We start from the raw sequence: 23,312 nt of genomic DNA, 5'->3' as shown, positions 1-23,312 counted from the left end.
GTATTCCCTGCCGGAGATAGCGCGGGAGACGCCTCAGGCCAGTCTCGCGGGTTTCGCTGCATTGACAAGCCGCCGCCGCCCCGCCACATGTGGCGCGAACCAAACCCGCAACCGGGCGTCTCGTAGGCGCCAAACCGACGAGGAGCGCCCCAGATGGCCCAAATCTCCCTCACCCTTCCCGATGGCAACAGCCGCCAATATGACGCCGGTATCACCGCAGGCGAAGTGGCTGCCGACATCTCTAAATCGCTGGGCAAAAAGGCCATCAGCGCCACCGTGAACGGCGCGCATTACGATCTGGCATGGCCGATCGAAGCCGACGCCAACATCGCGATCCACACCATGGCCGACGAAGAGCAGGCCAACGAACTGGTGCGCCACGACCTCGCCCACATCATGGCCCGTGCCGTGCAGGAAATTTGGCCCGACACCAAGGTTACCATCGGCCCGGTGATCAAGGACGGCTGGTACTACGACTTCGACCGCAAAGAGCCCTTCACCCCCGAAGACCTCGGGCTCATCGAAAAGAAGATGAAAGAGATCATCAACAAACGCGATCCCGTCCGCACCGAGGTCTGGGACCGCGAGCGCGCGATCAAACATTACGAAGACAACGGCGAGCCCTATAAGGTCGAGCTGATTAACGCGATCCCCGGCGACGAGCCGCTGCGTATGTATTGGCACGGCGACTGGCAAGACCTCTGCCGTGGCCCGCACCTGCAACACACTGGCCAAGTGCCGGGCGATGCCTTCAAGCTGATGTCCATCGCCGGGGCCTATTGGCGTGGCGACAGCGACCGCGCCATGCTGCAACGCATCTACGGCGTGGCCTTCACCGGCAAGGAAAAGCTGCGCGCGCATCTTAACATGCTCGAAGAAGCCGCCAAGCGCGACCACCGCAAACTGGGGCGCGAGATGGACCTGTTCCACATGCAGGAAGAAGCCCCCGGCCAGATTTTCTGGCACCCAAACGGTTGGTCGATCTACACCCAGTTGCAAGACTACATGCGCCGCCAGCAACGCAAGGGCGGCTATGTTGAAGTGAACACCCCGCAGGTCGTGGACCGCAAACTGTGGGAAGCCTCCGGCCACTGGGAGAAGTATCAAGACCACATGTTCATCGTCGAAGTGGACGAGGAACACGCCCGCGAAAAAGCAGTGAACGCGCTCAAGCCGATGAACTGCCCCTGCCACGTGCAGATTTTCAATCAAGGTCTGAAATCCTACCGCGACCTGCCGCTGCGCATGGCCGAATTTGGCTCGTGCAACCGCTATGAGCCTTCGGGCGCATTGCATGGCATTATGCGGGTGCGCGGCTTTACCCAAGACGACGGGCATATCTTCTGCGCTGAAGACCAGATTGAATCCGAAACCGCGAAGTTCATCGAATTCTTGAGCGAGATCTACCGCGACCTCGGCTTTGAGAACTTTAAAGTGAAATTCTCCGACCGCCCTGAAAAGCGATCCGGGTCGGATGAGGTATGGGACAAGGCCGAGGCCGCGCTGCTGTCGGCCACACGCGCCGCAGGGATCGAACCGGAACTTAACCCCGGCGAAGGCGCCTTCTACGGCCCGAAGTTGGAGTTCGTCCTGACTGACGCGATTGGCCGTGACTGGCAGTGCGGCACCCATCAGGTGGACTTCGTGCTGCCCGAACGGCTGGACGCGACCTATATCGGCGCGGATGGCGGCAAGCACCGCCCGGTTATGCTGCACCGTGCGACGCTGGGGTCTTTCGAGCGCTTCATTGGCATCCTGATCGAAGAGCACGCAGGTAAGTTGCCCTTCTGGCTCGCCCCCCGCCAGGTTGTCGTCGCCTCCATCACCTCCGAGGCCGATGATTATGTGGCTGAAGTCGTCGAGACCCTGAATGCCGCTGGCGTGCGGGCCGAGGCCGACATGCGCAACGAGAAGATCAACTACAAGGTGCGCGAACATTCGGTCGGCAAAGTGCCGGTGATCCTCGCCGTTGGCGCGCGCGAGGTCGAAGAGCGCACCGTTTCTGTCCGCCGTTTGGGCCAGAAACAGACTTCGGTGCAGCCGCTCGACACGCTCACCACCGAACTGGCGCAGGAATCGACACCACCTGACCTGCGTCGGTAACAAAACATCACTCCGGCAGGCTGCGCTAACTCTATCTGCACAGCTTGCCGGGGGACTTTTGTAACAAAACTGACGTTCCAGCGCGGGAGGGTCGCCCTTTTGGGCGAATTTCGCCGCATTTTCTGACGGGAACGTGACACACTCGCTCGTGAATGGCTTGTGATGTAAGCTCTTGCTTTAGTGGTCATGCACCACGCAAACTCAAGAGGAGGAATATTCATCATGTCCCATACGCTCAAGACAGCCGCCATAGCCGGCGCCGTTGCCGCAGCGATGTCGAGCCACGCCACTACCGCACAGGCCGCCACAAAAGAGAAATGCTACGGCGTCTCGCTTGCTGGCCAAAACGACTGCGCCGCCGGTCCCGGCACCACTTGCGCAGGCACGTCTGTGAAGGATTACCAAGGCAATGCGTGGACCTTGGTCGATGCTGGCACCTGCACCGAGATTGACCTGCCGGAAATGGCAGATGGCACCGATCGCGAAGGCTCACTGGAGCCGCTTGACCGCGACCTGCCCGCTTAATCCGTAGCCCGCCGGGCGGCACCTGTCGCCCGGACTTTGCCCCTCAACCTGTCGGAGGCCCCATGCGCGACGACGCCCCCCAGATAAACAACCTGCCAAATGCTCCCGGAGTCGGGTTCAAGGCCCAGCATTTCGAGGCGCTCTTGGCAGATCCCGGCCCGGTCCGCTGGGTTGAGGTTCACGCCGAAAACTACATGGGCGACGGTGGTCGCCCGCTCGCGCAACTCAGTGCATTGCAGGAAGATTTCGCGCTATCGGTGCATGGTGTGGGTCTCTCGATCGGCGGCGAAGAGCCTCTGGATCAAGACCATCTTACGCGGCTGAAACGTCTGTGCGACCGCGTGCAGCCTGCCTCCTTTTCCGAACATCTCGCGTGGTCCACCCACTGCGCGGAATACCTCAGCGACCTGCTGCCGCTGCCTTATACCGAACAGACCCTTACGCAAGTGGCGCAGCATATTGATGAGGTGCAGCAGGTTTTGGGCCGCCGTATGCTGCTCGAAAACCCCTCTAGCTACCTCGCGTTCGACAGCTCCACCCTGTCTGAAACCGACTTCCTTGCCGAATTGGTGGGGCGTAGCGGCTGCGGGCTTTTGCTGGACGTGAACAACGTCTTTATCTCCGCCACCAACCTTGGCCTGTCACCACAGGCCTATATCGACGCTTTCCCCACCGACCATGTGGGCGAGATTCACGTCGGCGGCCATGACACCGATACGGATGAGCATGGTGCGCTGTTGCTGATCGACAGCCACGGCAGACCGGTTGTCGATCCGGTCTGGGAATTGCTGCGCTACACTTTGGCTCAGACCGGGCCGAAGCCGGTGCTGGTTGAGTGGGACAATGACGTGCCAGACTGGCCGGTGTTGCGGGCCGAAGCGGAACGCGCCGAACAGGTGCTGGTGTGACCGTTCAACGTAGCTTTCGCGCGGGTCTGCTCGACCCTGCGCAGCCGGTCCCGCAAGGGCTACGGGATGGGGCGGGCCGCCCGGTGGGAGCGCGTTACGGTGTGTACCGCAACAACGTCACCCACGCGCTGATCGCGGCGCTAGAGACGGCCTTTCCCTTGGTGTGCAAACTGATCGGCAAAGCGGCGTTTGCCGATTTGGCCCCACTCTTTGTCCGCGCGCATCCGCCGAAATCACCTGTTATGATGCACTACGGTGCGGAGTTCCCGGCGTTTCTCAAAACCTTCACCCCGCTTGCACATCTGGGGTACCTGCCAGACGCGGCGCGGCTTGATTTGGCCATGCGCGCGTCCTACCACGCGGCCGATAGCGCCCCGCTGGACCCCACAAGTTTGCAACGTATTGCGCCGGAGGCATTGCTGAACGCGCGCCTCACACGCGCACCCGCAACCCGTATTTTGCGGTCGCGCTGGCCGCTCTATGACATCTGGCGGTACAACTTCACCGCTGACGCTCCCAAACCCCGGCCCGAAGCGCAGGACATTGTTATCACCCGTCCGGAGTTTGACCCGGCCCCGCATCTTATGCCTGCTGGCATGGCTGTTTGGCTGGAGCAACTAGCCGATGGCTGCCCCTTTGGCGCAGCACATGAAGCGGCACTCGCACAGGACAATGCATTCGATCTTGGCGCGGCGCTGACCCTCGCGCTTCGCACCGGTGTCTTTTGCACCCTGTCACTGGAGGATGCGTCATGACCCGATACGCCGAACTTTACCGCAGCCTCGCAAACCGCATCGAATCTGCAGAATGGCTCCTTCCAACTTTGGCACGTTTGGTCTTTGGCGGCGTATTGTTGGTCTATTACCTGAACTCCGGCCTGACCAAACTGGGCGACGGTCTGTTAGGCGTACTTGAGCCAGCGGCGGGCGCCTATGCGCAGATTTTTCCCCGCACCTTTGAAGCTGTCGGCTATGACATCAACGCGCTCGGGCTGTTTCATCGGGTCATCGTTGTCGCGGGCACTATGACAGAGTTCCTCTTGCCAGTGTTCATTGTCATCGGCCTGCTGACGCGCCTGTCTGCCTTAGGGATCATCGGCTTCATCACCCTGCAATCTTTGACTGATGTCTACGGCCATGGGCAAGAAGCGAGCCTAGGCGCTTGGTTTGATCGTTTCCCGGACGCGCTTATCCTCGACCAGCGAGCGCTTTGGATCTTCCTGCTCCTGCTGCTCGTCATCAAAGGGGCCGGCCCCCTGTCCTTGGACCACGCGATCCGCAAACGCTTCGGTTAAAGTAACGCCTGAACTTCTTGCTCTATACCCTTGTTCCAACCGATAAAAAGCTGATCCCCCGCTTCGATAAATGGCCGTTTCATCACCGCGGGATGGGCCTTGAGCAGCGCCAATGGTGGCAGAGCGCGATCCACATCATCCAGGTTTCGCCACGTGGTCGACCGGGTGTTGAGAAGCGCGTCGCCAAACTGCGCATGGGCGCGTGCCAAAAGCTCATCCGACACACCAACCTCGCGCACGTCAACCAATTCAGCCTCCGGCAAGGCCTTCTTTGCCTTGCGACAACTGTCGCAGTTTTTCAGCCCGTATATCCGCATTTTCTCTCCCCTCGGCGCTGGCCTAGCCCAAAGACTCTACAGACACTTTGCACAGCTATTGCTTGATTTTTTTCAGAACTGCGCAATCTTTTCCTTAAGGCGAAGGACAGTTCAACCGCTTTCGCCGTTTTGCATTTGAGCAAAAACGCAAAGACAAAGGAGGCGCGGATATTATGCCAAACGGCACCGTGAAATGGTTTAACGCCACCAAAGGTTACGGGTTCATTGCACCCGAAGACGGCGGGAACGACATCTTCGTTCATATTTCGGCAGTCGAACGCTCTGGCTTGACGGGGCTCGCCGACGATCAAAAGGTCAGCTTTGATCTGACCGAAGGGCGCGATGGCCGCAAAATGGCCACCGACATTGCCCTGCTCTGACCCAATACCCGGCGCCGCACCGCGCCGGGATCACCTACGGGGCTCAGTCGTATGAGCAACCTTTAACTCCAACGGGACAATGCGCGCGGGCCGAACGGCGCGGCGTGACAACGCGGTGAACATGGCGCTTCACACGTGGCGCAGGATGGGCTTTCACCTGTGCATAGGTCACCGTTTGATTGGGCGTGCCGCAGCAAATGGCCCCCGAGATCGTGACCGGTTGCAACCCAGCCGGACAGTAGTTCGCGCTGCTTGGGTAGGCGTAAACCTTGGGTTGGGCCGCGGCCTGACCGGGGGCGAAAGCAGCAAGATAAATCCCTGCTCCGGCGGCAATAAGGGGTGTTAGACGCATGATTATCCTCGCAAATTGTTTGACTGAATTTCAATAAGCAAAGCTTGCCGGGCCAATTTGAACGAGTCCAGCTTTTTGTCAGCGTCTATGTTCCGTTAGGCCGGTCCCTCCGCCGACGCAGCCATTCGCGGGCCACGGCACGCGGGCCATGCTCACGCAGACACAGGCTGCCCAGTTCCACCCAATCTGCCGGATCAAAGTCAGGGAAAAACGCATCCGCGTTGTCAATTTCAACATCGACCTCCGTCACCAACAAACGATCGGCCAAGGGCAGAAGTGCGCGGTAAATCCCTTCCCCGCCGATGCCATAGAGACGCCGATAGCCTTGCGCCGCGCAATAATCCAATGCCGCCTGCGGGTCGCGTTCGACATGGACTTGATCACTATCCGTGCTGGAAACTAAACAGTTCAGACGGTTTTTCAACGGCTTAACTGGTAGGCTTTCCCACGTACGCCGCCCCATGATAATCGCGCCGCCGGTGGTCTCGCGCTGAAAAAACTTCAGGTCTTCGGGCAGTGACCAAGGGATATCCCCATCTTTACCGATGGCACCATTGCGGGCGCGGGCGACAACGAGGCTCAGCATCAGACCGCCACCGGGGCTTTGATCGCCGGGTCGGGATCATAGCCTTCAAAGGTGAAATCTTCGTAGCGGAAATCAAAGATCGACGTGACTTTGCGGTTAATCCGCATCCGCGGCAGGGGTTTGGGGGTCCGCGCCAGCTGGGTTTTAACCTGCTCAATATGGTTGGAGTAGATATGCGCGTCGCCCATCGTATGGATGAAGTCACCCGCTGCGTATCCGGTGACATGGGCCAGCATTTCCAAGAGCAGTGCATAGGAGGCGATGTTAAACGGCACGCCAAGGAACATATCCGCTGAGCGTTGGTAAAGCTGCAAATGCAGCTTTCCACCCGCGATCCGCACCTGCCACAGCGTATGACATGGCGGCAGCGCCATCTGATCGACCTCGCCCGGGTTCCATGCAGAGACAATCAGGCGGCGGCTGTCGGGCGTCTTGCGGATCGCCTCTACCAGCTTGCTGATTTGATCGACCTGCCCTGCATGGTGCAACACCGTACCGTCAGGCTGTGGCATCGGCTCGCCCACCGTGGGAAAACGCCGCCACTGATGACCATAGACCGGGCCAAGATCGCCATTCTCATCAGCCCATTCGTTCCAGATCGAGACCCCGTTTTCCTGCAGATAGGCCACATTGGTATCGCCTGCGAGGAACCACAAAAGCTCATGCACGATGGACTTCAGATGCAGCTTTTTGGTCGTGACCAAGGGAAAGCCTTCGGCCATAGGGTAGCGCTTCTGCATCCCGAAATGCGAGATCGTCCCGGTGCCGGTGCGATCTGTAGAGGTCACCCCCTGCTCCAACACCTCGCGCAAGGCATCATGATATTGTTTCACGCAGCAACCCTCGTCATCGTGACATTTCTTACTGCTTACCGTCGACAGAAGGCAGCCTCAAGCCATGGGTCAGGAATGCGCGGCGCGCGGGGGCGGTATTGTTTTTCGGTAGCACTCGACCGACAAATCTCACCACGGAGGCCATGCACATTGACACAGGCACCCCCGCTTTGAGAATGTCGCAAAAAAACGCATACAATTTGAGGCAGAGCACTATGACGCGGATTTTGATGGGCCTTGCCAGAGGTGGAGCTGTCCCTGCCGCAAGCAAAACAGGTGATGCAGCACGCGCTTGGAACGAGGCAGCCTGACCTAGCGCGCACTTATACAACGACACGCGTCTGTCGCTTAGCGCGGGCGTTGAGTTGCGCGATTCAGCCTTTGGCAGCAGTTTCGACACGCAGATTATAAGCCTTGGATTGGGCAGCCGGCATCAGCTGCGCAATGGCGATGCAGTGACCTTTGCGCTCAACCTGCAAAAGGCCGATGGGGATCTTTCCAATACGCGCAGTGAAGGCGTTGCGCTCAGCGCGGGCTACAGTCTGAATAAGCAGATCGGTCCAGCGATCTTGTCGGGCGGCGTGACCCTCTCTCATGTGGATTACGCGCATTATACGGCCTTGTTTGCGGTGCCGGGTGGCAGGCAAGACCTCTCTGCTTCTGCCCATTTGGACATGCTGTTTCCTGATCTGGATTACGCCGGCTTCGCGCCAAACCTGCGAGTCACCACCAGCCGCACGACATCGAATGTCAGCCGGTTCAAGACAAAAGAGCTTTCCGTTGCTTTGGGCATCCAATCCAAGTTCTGACACTGGCAAAGCAGCTACGGCATGTTAAGTTCAGCCGTAACTTCGGCCCAGCAGCAAAGGAAAACCGATGCCCATCAAATACCTGCACACAATGGTCCGCGTGAAAGATCTGGACGCCTCCATCGCCTTTTACAATTTGCTGGGCCTTGTCGAACGCCGCCGGGTCGACAACGAGGGTGGGCGCTTTACGCTGGTCTTTCTTTGCCCGCCGGGACAGGACGACGGCCACGCGGATGTTGAATTGACCTACAACTGGGACGGCGACGAAGGGTTGCCCAGCGACAGTCGCCATTTTGGACATCTGGCCTATACGGTCGAGAATATCTACGAGACCTGTCAGCATTTGCAGGACAACGGCGTCACCATCAACCGTCCGCCACGCGACGGGCGCATGGCCTTTGTCCGCTCGCCCGACAATATTTCTGTCGAATTGCTGCAAGAGGGCGAGGCGCTGGCACCGCAAGAGCCTTGGGCCAGCATGGAGAACACCGGTCATTGGTAACAGGTGAGCCACCCGTTTCGCGGTGTGCTCCCGCAGTTAAGCGAGCGGTTTTCGCAGACGTCCTCGCGCGAACGGGTGACTGCCAGTCGTCAGGTCGGACTAATCCGGGACGCTCTGAATGATCCGCGCCTTCGCCTCTTGTCTCGTTATCGCCCTGTGCGCCACCCCCCTCCAGGCAGAGGCGGATTGTCGGCAGGCGCTGGCGCTGGGGCTGGATGTCTCAGGCTCAGTTGATGCGCGCGAATATCGCCAGCAGATCGGCGGTTTGGCGGATGCGCTGAGCGATCCGCCTGTCGCGGCGGCTTTGCTGGCGCTGCCCGGTCAACCGGTCGATCTGCTGGTCTATGAATGGAGCGGTGCGTCTGATCAGGCGGTGATCCTGCCTTGGACGACCATTGACAGCGCCATGACCTTGGAGGCCGTTGTCACCGACCTGCGCAGCACCCCAAGGCGCGACACATCCCCCGGCACCGCGCTTGGCACCGCAATGCAGTTTGGCGCAGATTTGCTGACCCAACGACCCGATTGCGCCAAACATACGCTGGATATTGCCGGCGATGGAATTTCCAATTACGGCCCGCGCCCGCGCGATATACGCCGCAGCCTCGCGGACCAGAACCTGACGATCAACGCTTTGGTGATTGGCGCATCGGCACCGGTGCGTGGCGACAGTCGCGAGACCGAAATCGACGGTCTGTCGTCCTATTTCCGCGCCGAAGTTATTCTTGGGCACGACGCCTTTGTGCAGGTTGCGCATGGCTTTGATGACTATGCCCGCGCCATGGCCGAGAAACTGCTGCGCGAGTTGGATGGTATGATGGTCTCTCAGGTGACCCAGCCGCGTCGGCTCCTCCGGCGTTCTGATCAGTAAATATAGCGGATCTGGTCCGACCAATAGCGCTCCATCCGTTTGAGCGACTGGCTGATGTCCTCAATCCCCGCATCGCCCAAAACGCCCTTACTCTCCATCCCATCCGCATGGCGCGAGAAGAGGTCGGACACGACATCGCGGATATAACGCCCCTTTTCCGTCAGCCGCACGCGGACTGAGCGTCGGTCGATCTCGCAACGTTGATGGTGCATATAGCCCATCTCGACCAGTTTCTTGAGGTTGTAGCTGACATTGCTACCCTGATAGTAGCCACGGCTTTTCAACTCGCCTGCCGTGACCTCATTGTCGCCGATGTTGAACAGCAGCAAGGCCTGCACGGCATTGATCTCCAACACACCGACGCGTTCAAACTCATCCTTGATCACGTCCAGCAGCAGGCGGTGCAGGCGCTCCACCAATGACAGGGCTTCAAGGTAGCCGACCATGAAACCTTTCACAGCGAGCGGCTGTGTGGTGGGGTCTTGGATGCTCATAGGTTCTCTCCGACTCAATCTCGTTGAGCGGGAAACTGAACAATAAAACAGAATAATTCGTTAAACCGGAAAAGGACGCCCGCGCCCGTCCGGATCAGCCGCGCGTTTCCGCAAGTTGGCTGCGAATATCACTAACAAGCGCTGCGTATTTTTCAGACGGATCGGCCTGACCGCTGACCCAGAGATAAAGGTCATGGTCGTTCTCATTCAGCATCTGGTCATAGAGCGTCAGACCTACGTCATCCATCTGCGGCAGCCGCGCCTCCGCATAGGCGGAGAGGATCAGGTCCATCTCTTTGATCCCGCGCCGCATGGAGCGCATTTGCAGACGTTTCAGGCGGTGTTCGGGCGCTTCAGACATCGGCAGGCTCCGACAACAGGCGGCGAATACGCTTTTCCAGTTTGCCCACGGCTTCGGCCTTTTTCAGCAGATCGGTGCGCAGGGCGCGCACATCGACCAGCACGTCTTCGAGATCATTTTGCCGCGCGGCTTGACCTTCTTCGGGGGCGTCGACACCTTCGCCTTCGCCATTGATCAGCCACATCATTGAGACGTTCAACAGACCGGCCAGCATCGACAAACGGTTGGCGCGAGGCTCTGACAAGTCGTCCTCCCAACTGCGCAGCGTGGACAGCCGCACGCCCAAACGTTTGGCCAGCACCGCCTGTGTCATGCCCGTCTGTTCGCGTGCCGCTGCGACACGGTCGCCAAAGGTGGCGGCGTCGGGGCCGTACCAATCAATATCGTCGGTCATGCGTTGTCTCCTGACAGACACCCTTGCCGGGTGCGGGGGCGGCCCCTATGAACGTGGGGATATTAATAAGCAACCCGAGGCCGAAATGGAACTGCTGTCCGCGACACTTGCGCGTGTCAAACCGTCGCCCACCATCGCTGTTACCACCAAGGCGGCCGAGCTCAAGGCCGCAGGACGCGACATTATTGCGCTTGGAGCAGGCGAACCGGACTTTGATACGCCGCAAAATATCAAAGACGCTGCCATCGCTGCGATCAACGCGGGCAAGACGAAATACACCGCCGTTGACGGTATCCCCGAGCTGAAACAGGCGATCTGCGCCAAGTTCAAGCGCGACAACGGGCTGGACTATACGCCGTCGCAGGTCAGCGTTGGGACAGGCGGCAAGCAGATCCTTTATAACGCGCTGATGGCCACAATGAATCCCGGCGAAGAGGTGGTGATCCCTGCGCCCTATTGGGTCAGCTACCCTGATATGGTGCTCTTGGCTGGCGGCACGCCGGTGATCGCGCCGGCCACGCTTGAGAACAATTTCAAGCTCACACCTGAAGCGCTGGAAGCCGCGATCACGCCGAAAACCAAGTGGTTCATCTTCAACTCCCCCTCGAACCCGACTGGCGCGGGTTATAGCCGGGATGAGTTAAAAGCGCTGACAGATGTGCTGATGCGCCACCCGCATGTCTGGGTAATGACCGACGATATGTACGAACATCTCGCCTATGACGGTTTTGAGTTCTGCACGCCTGCGCAGGTCGAACCGGCGCTCTATGATCGCACACTGACAGTCAACGGTGTCTCCAAAGCCTATGCCATGACCGGCTGGCGCATCGGCTACGCGGCAGGGCCGGAAAAGCTCATCGCTGCGATGCGCAAGATCCAGTCGCAGAGCACCTCGAACCCCTGCTCCATCAGCCAGTGGGCCGCGGTTGAGGCGCTGAACGGCACGCAGGACTATATCGCGGAGAACAACGCGATGTTCGTGCGGCGCCGCAATCTGGTGGTCGAGATGCTCAGCGCCATCCCCGGCATCACCTGTCCCACGCCTGAAGGCGCGTTTTACGTCTATCCTTCGATTTCCGGGCTGATTGGCAAGACATCGGCGGCAGGGACCAAGATCACCGATGATGAGGCTTTTGCCACCGCCCTGCTCGAAGAAACCGGCGTTGCAGTCGTCTTTGGCGCGGCCTTTGGTCTCTCGCCAAACTTCCGCGTCAGCTACGCCACCTCTGACGCTGCGCTCAAGGAGGCCTGCACCCGGATCCAGTCCTTCTGCGCGGCGTTGACATAAGGGCGGGGCAATGGCGGGCGATCTTCCAGACTATTACTTCAGGGTCCGCGAAAACGGCGCAGCGGTGTTTCGCCTTGATAGCGAGAACCGCCAGCGCCGGATTGAGATGGATCAGATCGCCGTGGTCAATCTGCGCAGCGGTGAGGTGAAACCACACGGAGCGTACCGCCTCACCGAAGCCGACACGGCTGAGATTGATCGCTGGATCGAAGCCCGCCGTGCGCTGCTTGCTGCGCGTGAGATCGATGACATCCGCCGGACGGTAGATCACCTGAACCTCACAACCCAATGGGCGCAATCGCGCGCCAGCGAAGAACAGCTAGACGCCGTGACCGATGACCTTTTGCTCGCCATGCACGACCTGCGCAGCACGCTGGTGCGCAAAAAGGCGGACCGGATCGGGCGCGGCTGATTAGAAATTCAACCGCCGAATTGTCTGCCCCCAAAACCGCGCATTCAGCAGCACAGCCGCCAAAGCCAGTCCGGCCACAAGCCCGGCCCAAACGCCCAACGCCCCATAGCCAAACGTGAAGCCTAAGAGGTAGGAACAGGGCACCCCCACCCCCCAATAGCTGACCGCCGCCATGATCATCGGCACTTGGGTATCCTGCGCCCCACGCAGCAGCCCAAGTGCTACCACCTGTGCGCCATCGACCAATTGGAACAAGGTCGCCATCACGAGCAGGCCAGTGCCAATCGCGATGATCTCCAGCCGGGCTGGCTCACTTTCCTGCATGAAAAGCGAAATGAGCGCCTCCGGCCAGCCGATAAAGCCGATCATGGTGAGCAAGGAAAAGACCACCGACAGGACAATCACGATCCACGCCCCGCGTGCCATATGCGGCGCGTCTCGGCGACCAAAGGCGTTGCCGACCCGGATCGTCGCCACATTGCTCAACCCCAGATGCACCATGAAAACCAGCGAGACGAGTTGGATCGCGATACCATGGGCGGCCAGCGCAAAGGTGCTGATCCAGCCCATCATCAGCGAGGACGCGGCGAACAGCCCCACTTCGCTCAAAGTGGTCAGACCGATGGGCAGCCCCAACCTAAACACGCGCAGCAACATCTGCGGATCAACCCGCCAAAGCCGGACGAAAAGACTATGCTGCGGCAGGGCGATCAGGACGTAGACCACGATCCCGATCAACGAGACCGTATGCGTCGTCACAGACGCAATGGCCGCCCCCATGACCCCGAGTTCCGGCGCGCCCCAATTGCCAAAAATCAGCGCGTAATTCGCCAACGCATTGACGATAGCGGCGCCCAACGTGATCCACAGCACGACCTGCGTCCGCTCTAGCGCGGCGAGGTAGGATTTCAGCACCATCACCAACAGCGCCGGCACGATGCCCCAGCCCGCAATGGACAGGTAACGCCCGCCCAACGCGGCCAACTCGGGCTCCTGCCCCAGCAGGCTCAGCACTGGTTTAGACCAGATCATCACCGGCAAAGCGATCATGGCAAAACCGATTGATAGCCATAGGCCCATTCGCGTGGCGCGGCGCAGACCGATTTCGTCGTCTTCGGCATCATAGGCCGCGACCAAGGGCATCACCGCCATGCCGAACCCCGACCCAAAGATAAACAGGACAAAGAAAAACGTGCTGCCCAGCACCCCTGCAGCCAACGCCTCGATCGAATACCAGCCCAGCATGACGGTATCGGTCACGCCGATGGCCATCTGTGCCAGATGTCCGCCGATAAGCGGCAGGCCGAGCGTCAAGATCGCGCGGACGTGTTTGCGGTGGGTCATAGCTGTTGTCATAAAAGAGCCTTACGCCGAGCCAGCGAAAAGGGGAAGGCTGGTTTTCCGGGGCTGTTCACCGTTGGGAAAACGGTATCATCTACACCCAAGCGCATGAATATCTTGATTAACTTAGACAGAACAGCAAGACTGGGGCCGAGAGGGGGCGTTATGGAGCGGACGAGAACCGAGACACGCCACATCAACGGACAGGAAATCTTCTTGCGGCACTGGGGCGATGACGGCCTGCCTCCGCTGCTTATGTTGCATGGGTTTCCCGAATTCGGCGGCGCGTGGTCCGACCTTGCCCCCCATCTGTGCGAACACTTCCATTGTATCGCCCCCGACCAACGCGGCTATGGCCAAAGCAGTGCGCCCGAAGGAATTGAGCCCTACGCGATGGCGCATTTGATGGCAGATATGGCTGAGTTGATTGGCGATAGGCCAGTGACTGTTCTGGCTCATGATTGGGGCGCTTCGGTGGGCTATGCCTTGGCGATGTTCCGCTCTGAACTGGTGGCTCGGCTGATCGTGCTCAATGGCGTGCATCCGGTACCGTTCCAACGCGCCTTGGCCGCAGGGGGGCCGCAAACGGCGGCTTCGCAATATATCAACGCTCTGCGCAGCGAAGGCAGCGCTGTGAGGCTGGCGAAAGACGATTTTGCGGGCCTGCTCAACCTGTTCTCCGCGCATATGGACTTAAGTTGGCTAACGCCGGAGCGCTGCGAGGCCTATCGCGCCGAATGGGGCCGGCCGGGGCGCCTGCGTGCCATGATCAACTGGTACCGCGCCTCCCCGCTCCAAGTCGCCACCCCCGGCAGACCGGTCCGCGACCTGCCGAACTTCCCCGTCGAGCGGTTGCGGGTGAGATGCCCGCATCTTTTGATCTGGGGCCAAGATGATAGTGCTCTGCTGCCCGAAGCCTCAGAAGGTTTGGAGACTTTCGTGCAAGACCTCACACGGGTCGAGATCGCAGGCGCAGACCATTGGCTGCATCACCAAAAGCCCAAGGCCGTGGCCGATGCTGTATTAAAGTGGTGCGCGCAGCGACCCTTGTAAAATAGGCCCGAAAGTGTATATTTAAATATGCATTCAGGAGCCTACAATGACCCGCATCCATACGAACCACATCGCCACCATGACCGAAATGCGTGAACCGCATAAGGTACTGGAACGCTCAGGCGGCAAACCTGTGGCGGTGATGAAGAACTCGCGTTGCGTGGGCTATTTCGTACCGGCAGAGGCGACGCTTCAGGAAGAGCCGCGCGTGGCGACGCTGGACGAGGTGATGGAGAGTATTGCGGCGACCCGTACGCAAACCCAGCCCGTGCTCGACTACCTCAAAGATAAATGACCTACGTCCTTTTGAACGCCGAACTTGTCGAAACGATTCACGATGCGGTTTTGAACCCCGGAGAGCTTGCGGGGCGAGCGCTCGACAAATCGCTCGACGGTGCTTTAGCGCGGGTGGACAATCGGCTCGTCTACGGAATGATCAACAACATTTTCGACCTTGCCGTGGCCTACTGCGTGACTGTAGCAACCGGACATGTCTTCAATGATGCGAATAAGCGTACGGCGTATAAGACCATGATCGTTTGCCTGCATTTGAACGGTATCCGCATCACGCATGACACCATCGAAGCCGGTGATCTGATCCGCGACGTGGCCCAACGCCGCATTGACGAAGACAGCCTCGCCGATTGGCTACGCGCCAGAGCCACCTGACCAACCAAATCCGGCCCATAAGACAAACCCGCGATTGCCCCCGCCGCGCGGCCCTGTCAAAATGGCCTTCACCCACAAACAAAGAGCAGGCCCGCATGACCGACCTTCTTTCCGGCCAGGAACCCACAGATTACGACGCCTCCTCCATCGAAGTGCTGGAGGGGTTGGAACCCGTCCGCAAACGCCCCGGCATGTATATCGGCGGCACTGATGAGCGCGCATTGCACCACCTCGTGGCCGAAGTGCTCGACAACTCGATGGACGAAGCCGTCGCAGGCCATGCCAACCGCATTGAGGTCGAACTGCACGCCGACTATTCGGTCACCATCCGCGACAACGGCCGCGGCATTCCAATTGATCCACACCCGAAGTTCCCCGAGAAATCTGCGCTCGAAGTGATCCTCTGCACGCTACACGCGGGCGGCAAATTTTCGGGCAAGGCCTATCAGACCTCGGGCGGTCTTCACGGCGTTGGCGCCTCGGTCGTCAACGCTCTGAGCGATTCCATGGTGGTGCAGGTCGCGCGAAACCGTGAGTTGTTCGAGCAACGCTTTTCCCGCGGCATTCCGCAAGGGCCGGTCGAGAAAGTCGGCGCCGCTCCCAACCGGCGCGGCACCAGCGTCACGTTCCACGCGGACGAGCAAATCTTTGGCGCACATCGGTTCAAACCGTCGCGCCTGCTCAAAATGGTCCGTTCCAAAGCCTACCTTTTCTCCGGCGTCGAAATCCGCTGGAAGTCCGAGATCGAGGATGGCGACACGCCGATGGAGGCGGTCTTTCACTTCCCCGGCGGCCTTGCCGACTACCTGCGCGAAACGCTGGGCAAATCAACGACCTACGCCGAAAACCCCTTCGCCGGAACGGTCGACTTTCAAGAGCGTTTCGGCGTGCCGGGCAAGGTCGAATGGGCGATCAACTGGACCCCGGCCCGCGACGGTTTCATCCAGTCCTACTGTAACACCGTCCCTACGCCCGAAGGCGGCACCCACGAAGGCGGCTTCTGGGCCGCGATCCTTAAGGGCATCCGGGCTTATGGCGAGCTTGCCAACAACCGCAAGGCCAAGGACATCACCCGCGAAGACCTGATTACCGGAGGCTGCGCGCTGGTGTCTTGCTTCATCCGCGAGCCGGAATTCGTGGGCCAGACCAAGGACCGCCTCGCCACGACCGAGGCCGCGCGTCTGGTGGAAAACGCCGTGCGCGACCACTTTGACAACTGGCTGGCAGCAGACACGAAATCCGCAGGCGCGATCCTCGATTTCCTCGTCTTGCGCGCCGAAGAGCGCATGCGCCGCCGGCAGGAAAAGGAAACCGCGCGCAAGAGCGCCACGAAAAAACTGCGCTTGCCCGGCAAGCTCACCGACTGCACCAGCAAGTCGCGCGAGGGTACGGAACTGTTCATCGTTGAGGGCGACTCGGCGGGCGGCTCCGGCAAGGGCGCGCGCAACCGCAACACCCAAGCGCTGCTGCCGCTGAAGGGTAAGATTCTGAACGTGCTGGGGGCCGCCTCCAGCAAGCTGACCACCAACGCCGAGATCAACGACCTCTGCGAAGCGCTTGGCGTCGGCATGGGTACTAAGTTCAATCTCGACGATCTACGCTATGACAAGATCATCATCATGACCGACGCCGACGTCGACGGTGCGCATATCGCGTCGTTGTTGATGACCTTCTTCTTCACCCAAATGCGCCCGCTGATCGACGCAGGGCATTTGTATCTCGCCTGCCCGCCGCTGTTCCGCCTGACCCAAGGTGCCAAGCGGGTCTACTGCCTCGACGAGGCCGAAAAAAACGTGTGGCTGGAGAAGGGCTTGGGCGGCAAAGGCAAGATCGACGTGAGCCGTTTTAAGGGTCTGGGCGAGATGGACGCAAAGGACCTCAAAGAGACGACGATGGACCCCGAGACCCGCAAGCTCATCCGCGTGACCGTGGATGAGGACGTGCCGGGCGAGACCGGGGATTTGGTGGAGCGGTTGATGGGGAAGAAACCGGAGATGCGGTTCGCGTATATTCAGCAGAACGCGCAGTTTGTGGAGGAGTTGGATGTTTGAGGGGGGCTAACAGAAGGCACAGCTAAAATTTTTGATTGAAATTCGCATGTGAATGCAACTATGGGTATAGTTACTTTCAACTTAGGTAATTTCCCATGACTTTAAACGGTTACAAGCTTAAATGCGATTTTTCGGTGGGCGAAGCGATCGGCCAAATCATCATTTGGATTCTGCTTTCCCTAATAACTTTTGGCTTAGCTTTGTTTATCTTGCCCTACTATTTTCTGAAGGCTCCGATGAATAGGTCTACCTTAATCGACCCGGTTGGAAACACCGTAGGGAAAGTTAATGTGGAAGTATCTTTTGGGGATATCATTGGTCACGCACTGCTATGGCTACTGTTGTCGATCATTACGCTTGGTTTAGCTTATTTCGTCTACTGGCCTTCTGTAGTTAAGCGGCTGCTGAATGCAGCTACAATTCGACCGCTTTGAAAAGCTCATTTGCGATGTGGTTAACGGCCTAGCCACATCTGTTCCGTATCCCAAGCGCCTTTGGCGCATAGCCCCTTCCCTTCCCCATGGGGAAGGAGCTTCCGCACAACGATAGGTCGGGACCGTACCAGCAGCTACCCGCAACGTCAGCGCCCAACCCCAATCTTTCCCCTTGATCTGCCGCCCACGCCGGTCCTAACTCGCCCCATGATCCGCGCGCTCATCCTGCTCCTGCTCCTCACCGCCTGCGGCCGTCCGCTGACGGAGAACGAGCGTGCCTATCTCTCCACCATTCACGGCACCTCCGTCGACTACAGCCGCGTCCGCCTGCACGACGGAGCGCCCACCCGCGCCGTCACCTTCAAACGCAAACCGCGTCCGCGTACCACATGCCGCGAACGCATCTTGCCGCCGCCTGAGGGGGATACCGTCACCTCTAAACCCGCCGCCATGGCGCTGTGGAACAACGTGCTTTTTGACAAGGATTGGTATCTCGAAGACTACCTGCCCGATCACCCAGACCGCATCAGCCTGATCGCCGCGATGCTGCTGGCGCATGAGGTCACCCATGTCTGGCAATGGCAAAACCGAGCGGTGACGGGCTACTCCCCGCTCCGCGCCGCGTCGGAACATGGCAATAGCCCTGATCCCTATCTCTTTGATATCGAAACGGAACCCAAGTTTCTCAATTTCGGCTACGAACAGCAGGGTTCCATTGTCGAGGAATTCGTCTGCTGCCGTGCGCTCGACCCGCAAGCGCCGCGCACCAAGCGGCTGCATAACATGCTCTCAGAAGTCATGCCCGTCGCCCCCCTGCCCCAAAGCCGCCTGTCGGACGTGAGCCTGCCATGGGACGGGGTCGAGCTGAACGGCATCTGCGGTTAACGCTGGATGCTCTCCAGATAGGCCAGCAGCCCGGCCAGCACACGGGGGGTTGGGGTTAGCACACCGTCGACTTCGATCGGCACGGTGTCATCGGCCATCGCCCCGCCGAACTGCGGCATGACGCGGGCCAGATGGCCCTGCTCGGGGTCGCCGTAGATATAGCTCAGCGCCCGCGCCCGGGGGAACGTGCCGCCGTTCTCGCGCGCCAGCAGGGTAAGGTCCGCCGGTGCCGGGTTCAGCCCCGCTGCCAACGGCCCATCGCCCTGCCCCGGCATCCCGTGGCAGGATACGCAGTTCGCGGCATAGAACTTCGCCCCATCGGGCGCTTCGGGCATCGACGGCACGGTGCAGGCGGCCACGATGGCGGCGGCTGCACCCGCGAGGATCAGCGGTAATCTGGGGCTCGGCATATCTGCTCCTATGGTCTTTGGCGGGCATTTGCGGCCCTTACCGCGATGATAGGCGCCGGGCGACACTGGCGCAAACGCCAATGCGCGGGGGCGATCAGACAGGCACGAGTTGCCCGGCCTCTAGCCGGATCTGGCGGTCCATTCGGGCGGCCAAGTCAAGGTTATGTGTCGCGATCACAGCCGCCAGCCCGGTGCTGCGCACCAAGGTCATCAGCGCACCGAACACTTGATCTGAAGTCGAAGGGTCGAGGTTCCCCGTCGGCTCATCGGCCAGAAGCAAACGCGGTTCATTCGCCAATGCTCGACAGAAGGCCACCCGCTGTTGCTCGCCACCTGACATGGCGGCAGGGCGGTGGTCAGCGCGCTCAGAGATGCCCACCTCAGCCAGCAACTTGCGGCCGCGCGCTTCGGCAGCAGAACGTGCCACGCCATTGGCAAGCTGCGGCAGCACAATGTTCTCTAGCGCCGTGAACTCCGGCAGCAGGTGGTGGAACTGATAGATGAACCCCACATCCGCCCGCCGCACCCCAGTGCGCTTGCGGTCGCTCTGGCCGGTCAGGTCATCACCTGCGATCTCGACCCTGCCGCTGTCGGCGGTATCCAACAGCCCTGCGATATGCAGCAGCGTCGACTTGCCTGCGCCCGAAGGTGCCACCAGCGCCACGACCTCACCGGGAGCGACCTCCAGATCAATGCTGCGCAGGACATGCACCTCATTGGGCTTGCCGGGGTTATAGGCCTTGGAAATGCCGCTCAGGCGCAAGACGGGATCATTCATAGCGCAGGGCCTCCACAGGGTTCATCCGCGCTGCGCGGCGGGCGGGAAAGATCGTGACGACGAAGCTGAGGCCAAGCGATAGGGCCACGGCGGAGAGCACGTCAGCCAATTGCAGTTTCGCGGGTAGGAAGTAGATGCCCCGGATTGACGCGTCCCAAGCATTTCCACCGCTGAGGTAGTTCACGAAGGCGAAAATCTGATCGACGTAGATCGCAAAAAGCACACCCAGCACCACGCCAGCCGCGGTGCCGATGATGCCGGTGAAGGCACCACAGATAAAAAACACCCGCAGGACCGAGCCTTCACTCAGCCCCATCGTGCGCAGAATACCGATGTCCCGGCCCTTGTTTTTCACCAGCATAATCAGCCCCGAAACAATGTTCATCGCCGCAATCAGCACGAGAACCGAGAGGATGACGAACATCACCCGGTCCTCGATATCTAAGGCCGAAAGGAACGACCCCGACGCATCGCGCCACGTCCAGACCTGCGCCAAATCGCCCGCTGCTTGCATCAGTGCGGGTGCCATGGTGTCGACGCTTTCGGGGTCTTCAACCATGACCTCCAACTCATCCGCGACACCTTCGCGGTTGAAAAAGCTCTGTGCCTCGGCAATGGGCAGATAAGCTCGCGTCTTATCAATGTCATAGCGCCCGGCAGAGAAGATATAGACCACCTCATAGCCGTTCACACGTGGGCTGGTGCCAAAGGCGGTTTTGACCCCATTGGGCGAAATCAGCTTGATCGTGTCGCCGAGTTGCACGCCAAGGCTCTGCGCCACGCCGCTGCCGATGGCGACACCTTCCTCAAATCGCGCGATGTCGCCCTGTGAACGCTCAGACGGTTGGATGCCGGGGATCGTCATCAGGTCCTCAGTGGCAATGCCAAAGACCTCGACGCCCGCATTGGCCTGCCGTCGGTTGGCCATAACTTGCTGGCGCACCAAGGGCGCCACGCGGGTAACGCCTTCGACCTTGGCGACCTCGGCGGCCATCTCCTCGTAATTCTCGATCGTGCGGTCGATCTGGCCGTTGGGCAGCACCTCGCCCATCGTATAGACTGTCACATGCGCGTTTGCGCCGAGGATCGTGTCGACGAACTCGGCCCGAAAGCCGGAGCGGACCGACAGCGTCGCAATCAGCGCAAAGACCGCAAGCGTGATGCCGATGAGGCTGATCCACGTCATCACGCTCACCCCACCCTCGGCGCGGCGGGCGCGCAGGTAGCGCCAAGCGATCATCCATTCAAAGGCCGCGAATGGGGCGGTGCGTGTAGGCTTACTGGCCATGCGGGAAGGCTCCGGTCTGAGGTGCGCGCAACCTGAGGCTTTGCCTCAGAAGGGTCAAGAACGCAATGCCCGGCGGCGGCGGTAGCGGGCGGGCCATGTCGGCAGCCAAAGGAGCAGCCGCGCGAAGGCGGCCCCGGCGATGAAGCCTATGGCGGCGAAGATAAATTCGGCGCGGCTGTGCGGCGCGGTGGGCGAAAACTCCTGTGCGGTTGCACGCAGGGCCTCCCCATCCGGCGCGCGCAGCAGGTAATAGCCGCGCAGAAATGGGCCTGCCCTTTGCAGTCTGGGCAAATCGGCCTCAAGCACGGCGTGGCGTTCGATGTTGCGGGCCAGATCAATACGGCGGCGTTCCAGCAACGCCGACCCACGCAGCCGGGCCAATGCGGCCTCTCGGTCAATTCCGGCGGCGCTGGCGGCGGCGTCGAATTTCGACACAACGCCAGATAGCGTCCGCGCTGTGGCCTCAAGCTCAAACACATAGGCCCGGGCAAAACCCGGGCCTTGTGCGGCAATCCCTGCCCCTATGATCCCACCGGCCAATGTCAGCGCCCGCAGGATCATCGCCGCTCTCAGGCGATGCCGGCGTAAATTGTCGCCAGCTTCTCAACCGCCTGTTCGGGCGGCAGTTCCTCGCTCTCCCCAGTGCGGCGGCTGGTCAACTCGACCACGCCGTTCTTCAATCCGCGCGGCCCAACAGTGATCCGCCACGGCAGGCCGATCAGGTCCATCGTGGCAAACTTCATCCCCGCCCCGCCCTTGCGGTCGTCATAAAGCGGATCAAGGCCCAGCGCCTTGAGGCTGTTATACAGCGCGTCGCAGGCCGCATCGGCCTCGGCATCGCCTTGTTTGAGGTTTACGATCCCGGCATGGAAGGGCGTCACGCCCTCGGGCCAGATGATGCCCTTATCGTCATGGCTGGCCTCGATGATTGCGCCCAGCAGACGGCTGACGCCGATGCCGTGGCTGCCCATATGCACAGCAACCTGTTTGCCGTCCGGACCTTGCACCTTGGCGTTCATTGCTTCGGAATATTTGGTGCCGAAGTAAAAGATTTGCCCCACTTCGATGCCGCGTGCTGTGCGCTGACGCTCTTCCGGCACTTTGGCGAAGAGCTCCGGGTCGTGGGTCTCATCGGTGCGGGCGTAGCGCGAAGTGAACTCATCCAGCACGGCACGGCAGGCGTCGTGATCGCTGGGGTCAATCTCGCGGTCGCCAAAGGTCAGATCGGTGATCTCGCTGTCATAGAAGACCTCGCTCTCACCCGTTTCGGCCAGCACGAGGAACTCATGCGTGTCATCGCCGCCAATGGGGCCAGAATCCGCGCGCATCGGGATCGCTTGCAGCCCCATCCGCTCATAGGTGCGCAGGTAGCTGACCAGATGGCGGTTGTAAGCGTGCAGCGCGTCCTCTTTCGTCAGGTCGAAGTTGTAGCCGTCCTTCATCAGGAACTCGCGCCCCCGCATCACGCCGAAACGCGGGCGAATCTCGTCGCGGAATTTCCACTGGATGTGATAAAGCGTCAGCGGCAGGTCCTTGTAAGAACCGACATGGCTGCGAAAGATGTCAGTGATCATCTCTTCATTGGTGGGACCGTAAAGCATGTCGCGATCCTGCCGGTCGCGGATGCGCAACATCTCGGGGCCGTAGGCGTCATAGCGGCCCGATTCCTTCCAAAGGTCCGCCGATTGCAGCGTTGGCATCAGCATCGGAATATGGCCCACGCGCTGCTGCTCTTGATGCACGATCTCTTCGACCTTGCGCAACACCTTGTAGCCCAGCGGCAACCAAGAATAGATCCCCGCGCTGGATTGCTTGATCATCCCCGCCCGCAGCATCAGCCGGTGGCTGACGATCTGCGCCTCGGCAGGGTTTTCCTTCAGCACGGGCAGAAAATATTGGGACAGGCGCATGGTGTTTCCTCATTGACGAATTGCCCCCTGACTAGTGCATGTCGGGAGGCTAGACAATCACATC

The 23,312-nt window shown here is 60.1% G+C and carries 30 protein-coding genes; 17 read left to right on the top strand and 13 right to left on the bottom strand.

What is annotated here, in order from left to right; translation table 11 throughout:
• The first annotated feature begins 153 nt into the window (after window positions 1-153).
• The 5 genes from thrS (at window position 154) to HTT03_RS12135 (ending at window position 4,830) form a co-directional block, all read left to right on the top strand.
• Entirely contained in the window at window positions 154-2,103 is a 1,950-nt protein-coding gene (thrS, locus tag HTT03_RS12155) for a threonine--tRNA ligase (RefSeq protein ID WP_174860038.1), read from the top strand.
• Window positions 2,104-2,325: 222 nt separating this feature from the next.
• Window positions 2,326-2,628 carry a BufA1 family periplasmic bufferin-type metallophore gene (locus tag HTT03_RS12150; protein WP_174860037.1) on the top strand — a complete coding sequence of 101 codons (303 nt, stop codon included), beginning with the start codon at window positions 2,326-2,328 and terminating at the stop codon, window positions 2,626-2,628.
• Between the two features lie 62 nt (window positions 2,629-2,690).
• The gene (gene bufB / locus HTT03_RS12145) at window positions 2,691-3,536 is read left to right on the top strand and encodes an MNIO family bufferin maturase (RefSeq protein WP_174860036.1); all 846 of its coding nucleotides are present in this window, start codon (window positions 2,691-2,693) and stop codon (window positions 3,534-3,536) included.
• The gene (locus tag HTT03_RS12140; protein ID WP_174860035.1) at window positions 3,533-4,291 is read left to right on the top strand and encodes an HvfC/BufC family peptide modification chaperone; all 759 of its coding nucleotides are present in this window, start codon (window positions 3,533-3,535) and stop codon (window positions 4,289-4,291) included. The genes bufB and HTT03_RS12140 overlap by 4 nt, the downstream gene beginning before the upstream one ends.
• Window positions 4,288-4,830 carry a DoxX family protein gene (locus HTT03_RS12135; RefSeq protein WP_174860034.1) on the top strand — a complete coding sequence of 181 codons (543 nt, stop codon included), beginning with the start codon at window positions 4,288-4,290 and terminating at the stop codon, window positions 4,828-4,830. The genes HTT03_RS12140 and HTT03_RS12135 overlap by 4 nt, the downstream gene beginning before the upstream one ends.
• On the opposite strand, the gene HTT03_RS12130 is transcribed toward HTT03_RS12135, so the two are convergent.
• Window positions 4,827-5,147 carry an arsenate reductase family protein gene (locus HTT03_RS12130; RefSeq protein ID WP_174860033.1) on the bottom strand — a complete coding sequence of 107 codons (321 nt, stop codon included), beginning with the start codon at window positions 5,145-5,147 and terminating at the stop codon, window positions 4,827-4,829. The genes HTT03_RS12135 and HTT03_RS12130 overlap by 4 nt on opposite strands.
• Before the next feature lie 173 nt (window positions 5,148-5,320).
• On the opposite strand from HTT03_RS12130, the gene HTT03_RS12125 reads away from it, so the two are divergent.
• Complete coding sequence (locus HTT03_RS12125) at window positions 5,321-5,527, top strand: cold-shock protein (protein ID WP_174860032.1); 207 nt, start codon at window positions 5,321-5,323, stop codon at window positions 5,525-5,527.
• Between the two features lie 43 nt (window positions 5,528-5,570).
• Here the strand turns inward: HTT03_RS12125 and HTT03_RS12120 are convergent, their stop codons facing one another.
• The 3 genes from HTT03_RS12120 to HTT03_RS12110 form a co-directional block, all read right to left on the bottom strand.
• Complete coding sequence (locus tag HTT03_RS12120; protein ID WP_174860031.1) at window positions 5,571-5,879, bottom strand: hypothetical protein; 309 nt, start codon at window positions 5,877-5,879, stop codon at window positions 5,571-5,573.
• 85 nt (window positions 5,880-5,964) lie between these two features.
• Entirely contained in the window at window positions 5,965-6,465 is a 501-nt protein-coding gene (locus HTT03_RS12115; RefSeq protein WP_174860030.1) for a dihydrofolate reductase, read from the bottom strand.
• Entirely contained in the window at window positions 6,465-7,298 is an 834-nt protein-coding gene (locus HTT03_RS12110) for a thymidylate synthase (RefSeq protein WP_174860029.1), read from the bottom strand. The genes HTT03_RS12115 and HTT03_RS12110 overlap by 1 nt, the downstream gene beginning before the upstream one ends.
• 365 nt (window positions 7,299-7,663) lie before the next feature.
• Between HTT03_RS12110 and HTT03_RS12105 the strand changes: the two genes are divergently transcribed.
• The 3 genes from HTT03_RS12105 (at window position 7,664) to HTT03_RS12095 (ending at window position 9,480) form a co-directional block, all read left to right on the top strand.
• Window positions 7,664-8,107 (top strand): hypothetical protein, encoded by a 444-nt coding sequence (locus HTT03_RS12105; RefSeq protein ID WP_174860028.1) that lies wholly within the window; start codon window positions 7,664-7,666, stop codon window positions 8,105-8,107.
• Window positions 8,108-8,174: 67 nt separating this feature from the next.
• The gene (locus tag HTT03_RS12100; RefSeq protein ID WP_174860027.1) at window positions 8,175-8,609 is read left to right on the top strand and encodes a VOC family protein; all 435 of its coding nucleotides are present in this window, start codon (window positions 8,175-8,177) and stop codon (window positions 8,607-8,609) included.
• Window positions 8,610-8,727: 118 nt separating this feature from the next.
• Window positions 8,728-9,480 (top strand): DUF1194 domain-containing protein, encoded by a 753-nt coding sequence (locus tag HTT03_RS12095; protein ID WP_174860026.1) that lies wholly within the window; start codon window positions 8,728-8,730, stop codon window positions 9,478-9,480.
• Here the strand turns inward: HTT03_RS12095 and HTT03_RS12090 are convergent.
• From HTT03_RS12090 to HTT03_RS12080, 3 genes are all read right to left on the bottom strand, one after another.
• Window positions 9,474-9,974: a MarR family winged helix-turn-helix transcriptional regulator gene (locus tag HTT03_RS12090; protein ID WP_174860025.1), complete on the bottom strand. Its 501-nt coding sequence runs from the start codon at window positions 9,972-9,974 to the stop codon at window positions 9,474-9,476. The genes HTT03_RS12095 and HTT03_RS12090 overlap by 7 nt on opposite strands.
• Before the next feature lie 94 nt (window positions 9,975-10,068).
• On the bottom strand, window positions 10,069-10,335 hold the full coding sequence (locus HTT03_RS12085; RefSeq protein ID WP_174860024.1) for a succinate dehydrogenase assembly factor 2: 267 nt from the start codon (window positions 10,333-10,335) through the stop codon (window positions 10,069-10,071).
• Complete coding sequence (locus tag HTT03_RS12080) at window positions 10,328-10,729, bottom strand: helix-turn-helix domain-containing protein (RefSeq protein ID WP_174860023.1); 402 nt, start codon at window positions 10,727-10,729, stop codon at window positions 10,328-10,330. Before HTT03_RS12080 ends, HTT03_RS12085 begins: the two co-directional genes overlap by 8 nt.
• Before the next feature lie 85 nt (window positions 10,730-10,814).
• On the opposite strand from HTT03_RS12080, the gene HTT03_RS12075 reads away from it, so the two are divergent.
• A complete protein-coding gene (locus HTT03_RS12075; protein WP_174860022.1) occupies window positions 10,815-12,017 on the top strand; it encodes a pyridoxal phosphate-dependent aminotransferase in 1,203 nt (400 codons plus the stop codon).
• A gap of 10 nt (window positions 12,018-12,027) precedes the next feature.
• Entirely contained in the window at window positions 12,028-12,429 is a 402-nt protein-coding gene (locus HTT03_RS12070; protein ID WP_174860021.1) for a hypothetical protein, read from the top strand.
• On the opposite strand, the gene HTT03_RS12065 is transcribed toward HTT03_RS12070, so the two are convergent.
• Window positions 12,430-13,785, bottom strand: coding sequence for an MATE family efflux transporter (locus HTT03_RS12065; RefSeq protein ID WP_174860020.1), 1,356 nt, complete (start codon window positions 13,783-13,785; stop codon window positions 12,430-12,432).
• Window positions 13,786-13,935: 150 nt separating this feature from the next.
• Between HTT03_RS12065 and HTT03_RS12060 the strand changes: the two genes are divergently transcribed.
• The 6 genes from HTT03_RS12060 to HTT03_RS12035 all read left to right on the top strand — a co-directional run bounded on the left by HTT03_RS12060 (window position 13,936) and on the right by HTT03_RS12035 (window position 18,862).
• On the top strand, window positions 13,936-14,823 hold the full coding sequence (locus HTT03_RS12060; protein ID WP_174860019.1) for an alpha/beta fold hydrolase: 888 nt from the start codon (window positions 13,936-13,938) through the stop codon (window positions 14,821-14,823).
• Window positions 14,824-14,869: 46 nt separating this feature from the next.
• The gene (locus tag HTT03_RS12055; RefSeq protein WP_174860018.1) at window positions 14,870-15,118 is read left to right on the top strand and encodes a hypothetical protein; all 249 of its coding nucleotides are present in this window, start codon (window positions 14,870-14,872) and stop codon (window positions 15,116-15,118) included.
• Window positions 15,115-15,492, top strand: coding sequence for a type II toxin-antitoxin system death-on-curing family toxin (locus tag HTT03_RS12050; RefSeq protein ID WP_174860017.1), 378 nt, complete (start codon window positions 15,115-15,117; stop codon window positions 15,490-15,492). Before HTT03_RS12055 ends, HTT03_RS12050 begins: the two co-directional genes overlap by 4 nt.
• A gap of 95 nt (window positions 15,493-15,587) precedes the next feature.
• Window positions 15,588-17,543, top strand: a complete 1,956-nt coding sequence (gene parE / locus HTT03_RS12045) for a DNA topoisomerase IV subunit B (RefSeq protein WP_174860016.1) — start codon at window positions 15,588-15,590, stop codon at window positions 17,541-17,543.
• Window positions 17,544-17,638: 95 nt separating this feature from the next.
• Window positions 17,639-17,977 (top strand): DUF6693 family protein, encoded by a 339-nt coding sequence (locus HTT03_RS12040; RefSeq protein WP_174860015.1) that lies wholly within the window; start codon window positions 17,639-17,641, stop codon window positions 17,975-17,977.
• A 207-nt stretch (window positions 17,978-18,184) separates the two neighbouring features.
• Entirely contained in the window at window positions 18,185-18,862 is a 678-nt protein-coding gene (locus HTT03_RS12035; RefSeq protein ID WP_174860014.1) for a hypothetical protein, read from the top strand.
• Here the strand turns inward: HTT03_RS12035 and HTT03_RS12030 are convergent.
• The 5 genes from HTT03_RS12030 to proS form a co-directional block, all read right to left on the bottom strand.
• A complete protein-coding gene (locus HTT03_RS12030) occupies window positions 18,859-19,272 on the bottom strand; it encodes a c-type cytochrome (RefSeq protein ID WP_246253472.1) in 414 nt (137 codons plus the stop codon). The genes HTT03_RS12035 and HTT03_RS12030 overlap by 4 nt on opposite strands.
• Before the next feature lie 94 nt (window positions 19,273-19,366).
• Window positions 19,367-20,050, bottom strand: a complete 684-nt coding sequence (locus HTT03_RS12025; protein ID WP_174860013.1) for an ABC transporter ATP-binding protein — start codon at window positions 20,048-20,050, stop codon at window positions 19,367-19,369.
• Entirely contained in the window at window positions 20,043-21,338 is a 1,296-nt protein-coding gene (locus HTT03_RS12020; RefSeq protein WP_174860012.1) for a lipoprotein-releasing ABC transporter permease subunit, read from the bottom strand. Before HTT03_RS12020 ends, HTT03_RS12025 begins: the two co-directional genes overlap by 8 nt.
• 54 nt (window positions 21,339-21,392) lie before the next feature.
• Entirely contained in the window at window positions 21,393-21,899 is a 507-nt protein-coding gene (locus HTT03_RS12015) for a DUF2937 family protein (RefSeq protein ID WP_174860011.1), read from the bottom strand.
• 8 nt (window positions 21,900-21,907) lie between these two features.
• Window positions 21,908-23,248: a proline--tRNA ligase gene (gene proS, locus HTT03_RS12010; RefSeq protein WP_174860010.1), complete on the bottom strand. Its 1,341-nt coding sequence runs from the start codon at window positions 23,246-23,248 to the stop codon at window positions 21,908-21,910.
• Window positions 23,249-23,312 lie beyond the last annotated feature (64 nt).

The organism is Sulfitobacter maritimus (genome assembly GCF_013346665.1).
In the GTDB taxonomy this organism is placed as follows: Bacteria; Pseudomonadota; Alphaproteobacteria; order Rhodobacterales; family Rhodobacteraceae; genus Sulfitobacter; species Sulfitobacter maritimus.
The sequence above is the reverse complement of the archived record's forward strand: the minus strand, read 5'-3'. Positions and strand labels throughout refer to the sequence as shown.

Coding starts and splice junctions, on each gene's coding strand:
- HTT03_RS12040 (WP_174860015.1), top strand. CDS start 17,639: ATGACTTTAAACGGTTACAAGCTTAAATGCGATTTTTCGGTGGGCGAA.
- parE (WP_174860016.1), top strand. CDS start 15,588: ATGACCGACCTTCTTTCCGGCCAGGAACCCACAGATTACGACGCCTCC.
- bufB (WP_174860036.1), top strand. CDS start 2,691: ATGCGCGACGACGCCCCCCAGATAAACAACCTGCCAAATGCTCCCGGA.
- HTT03_RS12055 (WP_174860018.1), top strand. CDS start 14,870: ATGACCCGCATCCATACGAACCACATCGCCACCATGACCGAAATGCGT.
- HTT03_RS12025 (WP_174860013.1), bottom strand. CDS start 20,050: ATGAATGATCCCGTCTTGCGCCTGAGCGGCATTTCCAAGGCCTATAAC.
- HTT03_RS12035 (WP_174860014.1), top strand. CDS start 18,185: ATGATCCGCGCGCTCATCCTGCTCCTGCTCCTCACCGCCTGCGGCCGT.
- HTT03_RS12130 (WP_174860033.1), bottom strand. CDS start 5,147: ATGCGGATATACGGGCTGAAAAACTGCGACAGTTGTCGCAAGGCAAAG.
- thrS (WP_174860038.1), top strand. CDS start 154: ATGGCCCAAATCTCCCTCACCCTTCCCGATGGCAACAGCCGCCAATAT.
- HTT03_RS12030 (WP_246253472.1), bottom strand. CDS start 19,272: ATGCCGAGCCCCAGATTACCGCTGATCCTCGCGGGTGCAGCCGCCGCC.
- HTT03_RS12135 (WP_174860034.1), top strand. CDS start 4,288: ATGACCCGATACGCCGAACTTTACCGCAGCCTCGCAAACCGCATCGAA.
- HTT03_RS12065 (WP_174860020.1), bottom strand. CDS start 13,785: ATGACAACAGCTATGACCCACCGCAAACACGTCCGCGCGATCTTGACG.
- HTT03_RS12050 (WP_174860017.1), top strand. CDS start 15,115: ATGACCTACGTCCTTTTGAACGCCGAACTTGTCGAAACGATTCACGAT.
- HTT03_RS12120 (WP_174860031.1), bottom strand. CDS start 5,879: ATGCGTCTAACACCCCTTATTGCCGCCGGAGCAGGGATTTATCTTGCT.
- HTT03_RS12075 (WP_174860022.1), top strand. CDS start 10,815: ATGGAACTGCTGTCCGCGACACTTGCGCGTGTCAAACCGTCGCCCACC.
- HTT03_RS12115 (WP_174860030.1), bottom strand. CDS start 6,465: ATGCTGAGCCTCGTTGTCGCCCGCGCCCGCAATGGTGCCATCGGTAAA.
- HTT03_RS12125 (WP_174860032.1), top strand. CDS start 5,321: ATGCCAAACGGCACCGTGAAATGGTTTAACGCCACCAAAGGTTACGGG.
- HTT03_RS12015 (WP_174860011.1), bottom strand. CDS start 21,899: ATGATCCTGCGGGCGCTGACATTGGCCGGTGGGATCATAGGGGCAGGG.
- HTT03_RS12090 (WP_174860025.1), bottom strand. CDS start 9,974: ATGAGCATCCAAGACCCCACCACACAGCCGCTCGCTGTGAAAGGTTTC.
- HTT03_RS12150 (WP_174860037.1), top strand. CDS start 2,326: ATGTCCCATACGCTCAAGACAGCCGCCATAGCCGGCGCCGTTGCCGCA.
- HTT03_RS12095 (WP_174860026.1), top strand. CDS start 8,728: ATGATCCGCGCCTTCGCCTCTTGTCTCGTTATCGCCCTGTGCGCCACC.
- HTT03_RS12020 (WP_174860012.1), bottom strand. CDS start 21,338: ATGGCCAGTAAGCCTACACGCACCGCCCCATTCGCGGCCTTTGAATGG.
- HTT03_RS12085 (WP_174860024.1), bottom strand. CDS start 10,335: ATGTCTGAAGCGCCCGAACACCGCCTGAAACGTCTGCAAATGCGCTCC.
- HTT03_RS12100 (WP_174860027.1), top strand. CDS start 8,175: ATGCCCATCAAATACCTGCACACAATGGTCCGCGTGAAAGATCTGGAC.
- HTT03_RS12070 (WP_174860021.1), top strand. CDS start 12,028: ATGGCGGGCGATCTTCCAGACTATTACTTCAGGGTCCGCGAAAACGGC.
- HTT03_RS12080 (WP_174860023.1), bottom strand. CDS start 10,729: ATGACCGACGATATTGATTGGTACGGCCCCGACGCCGCCACCTTTGGC.
- proS (WP_174860010.1), bottom strand. CDS start 23,248: ATGCGCCTGTCCCAATATTTTCTGCCCGTGCTGAAGGAAAACCCTGCC.
- HTT03_RS12060 (WP_174860019.1), top strand. CDS start 13,936: ATGGAGCGGACGAGAACCGAGACACGCCACATCAACGGACAGGAAATC.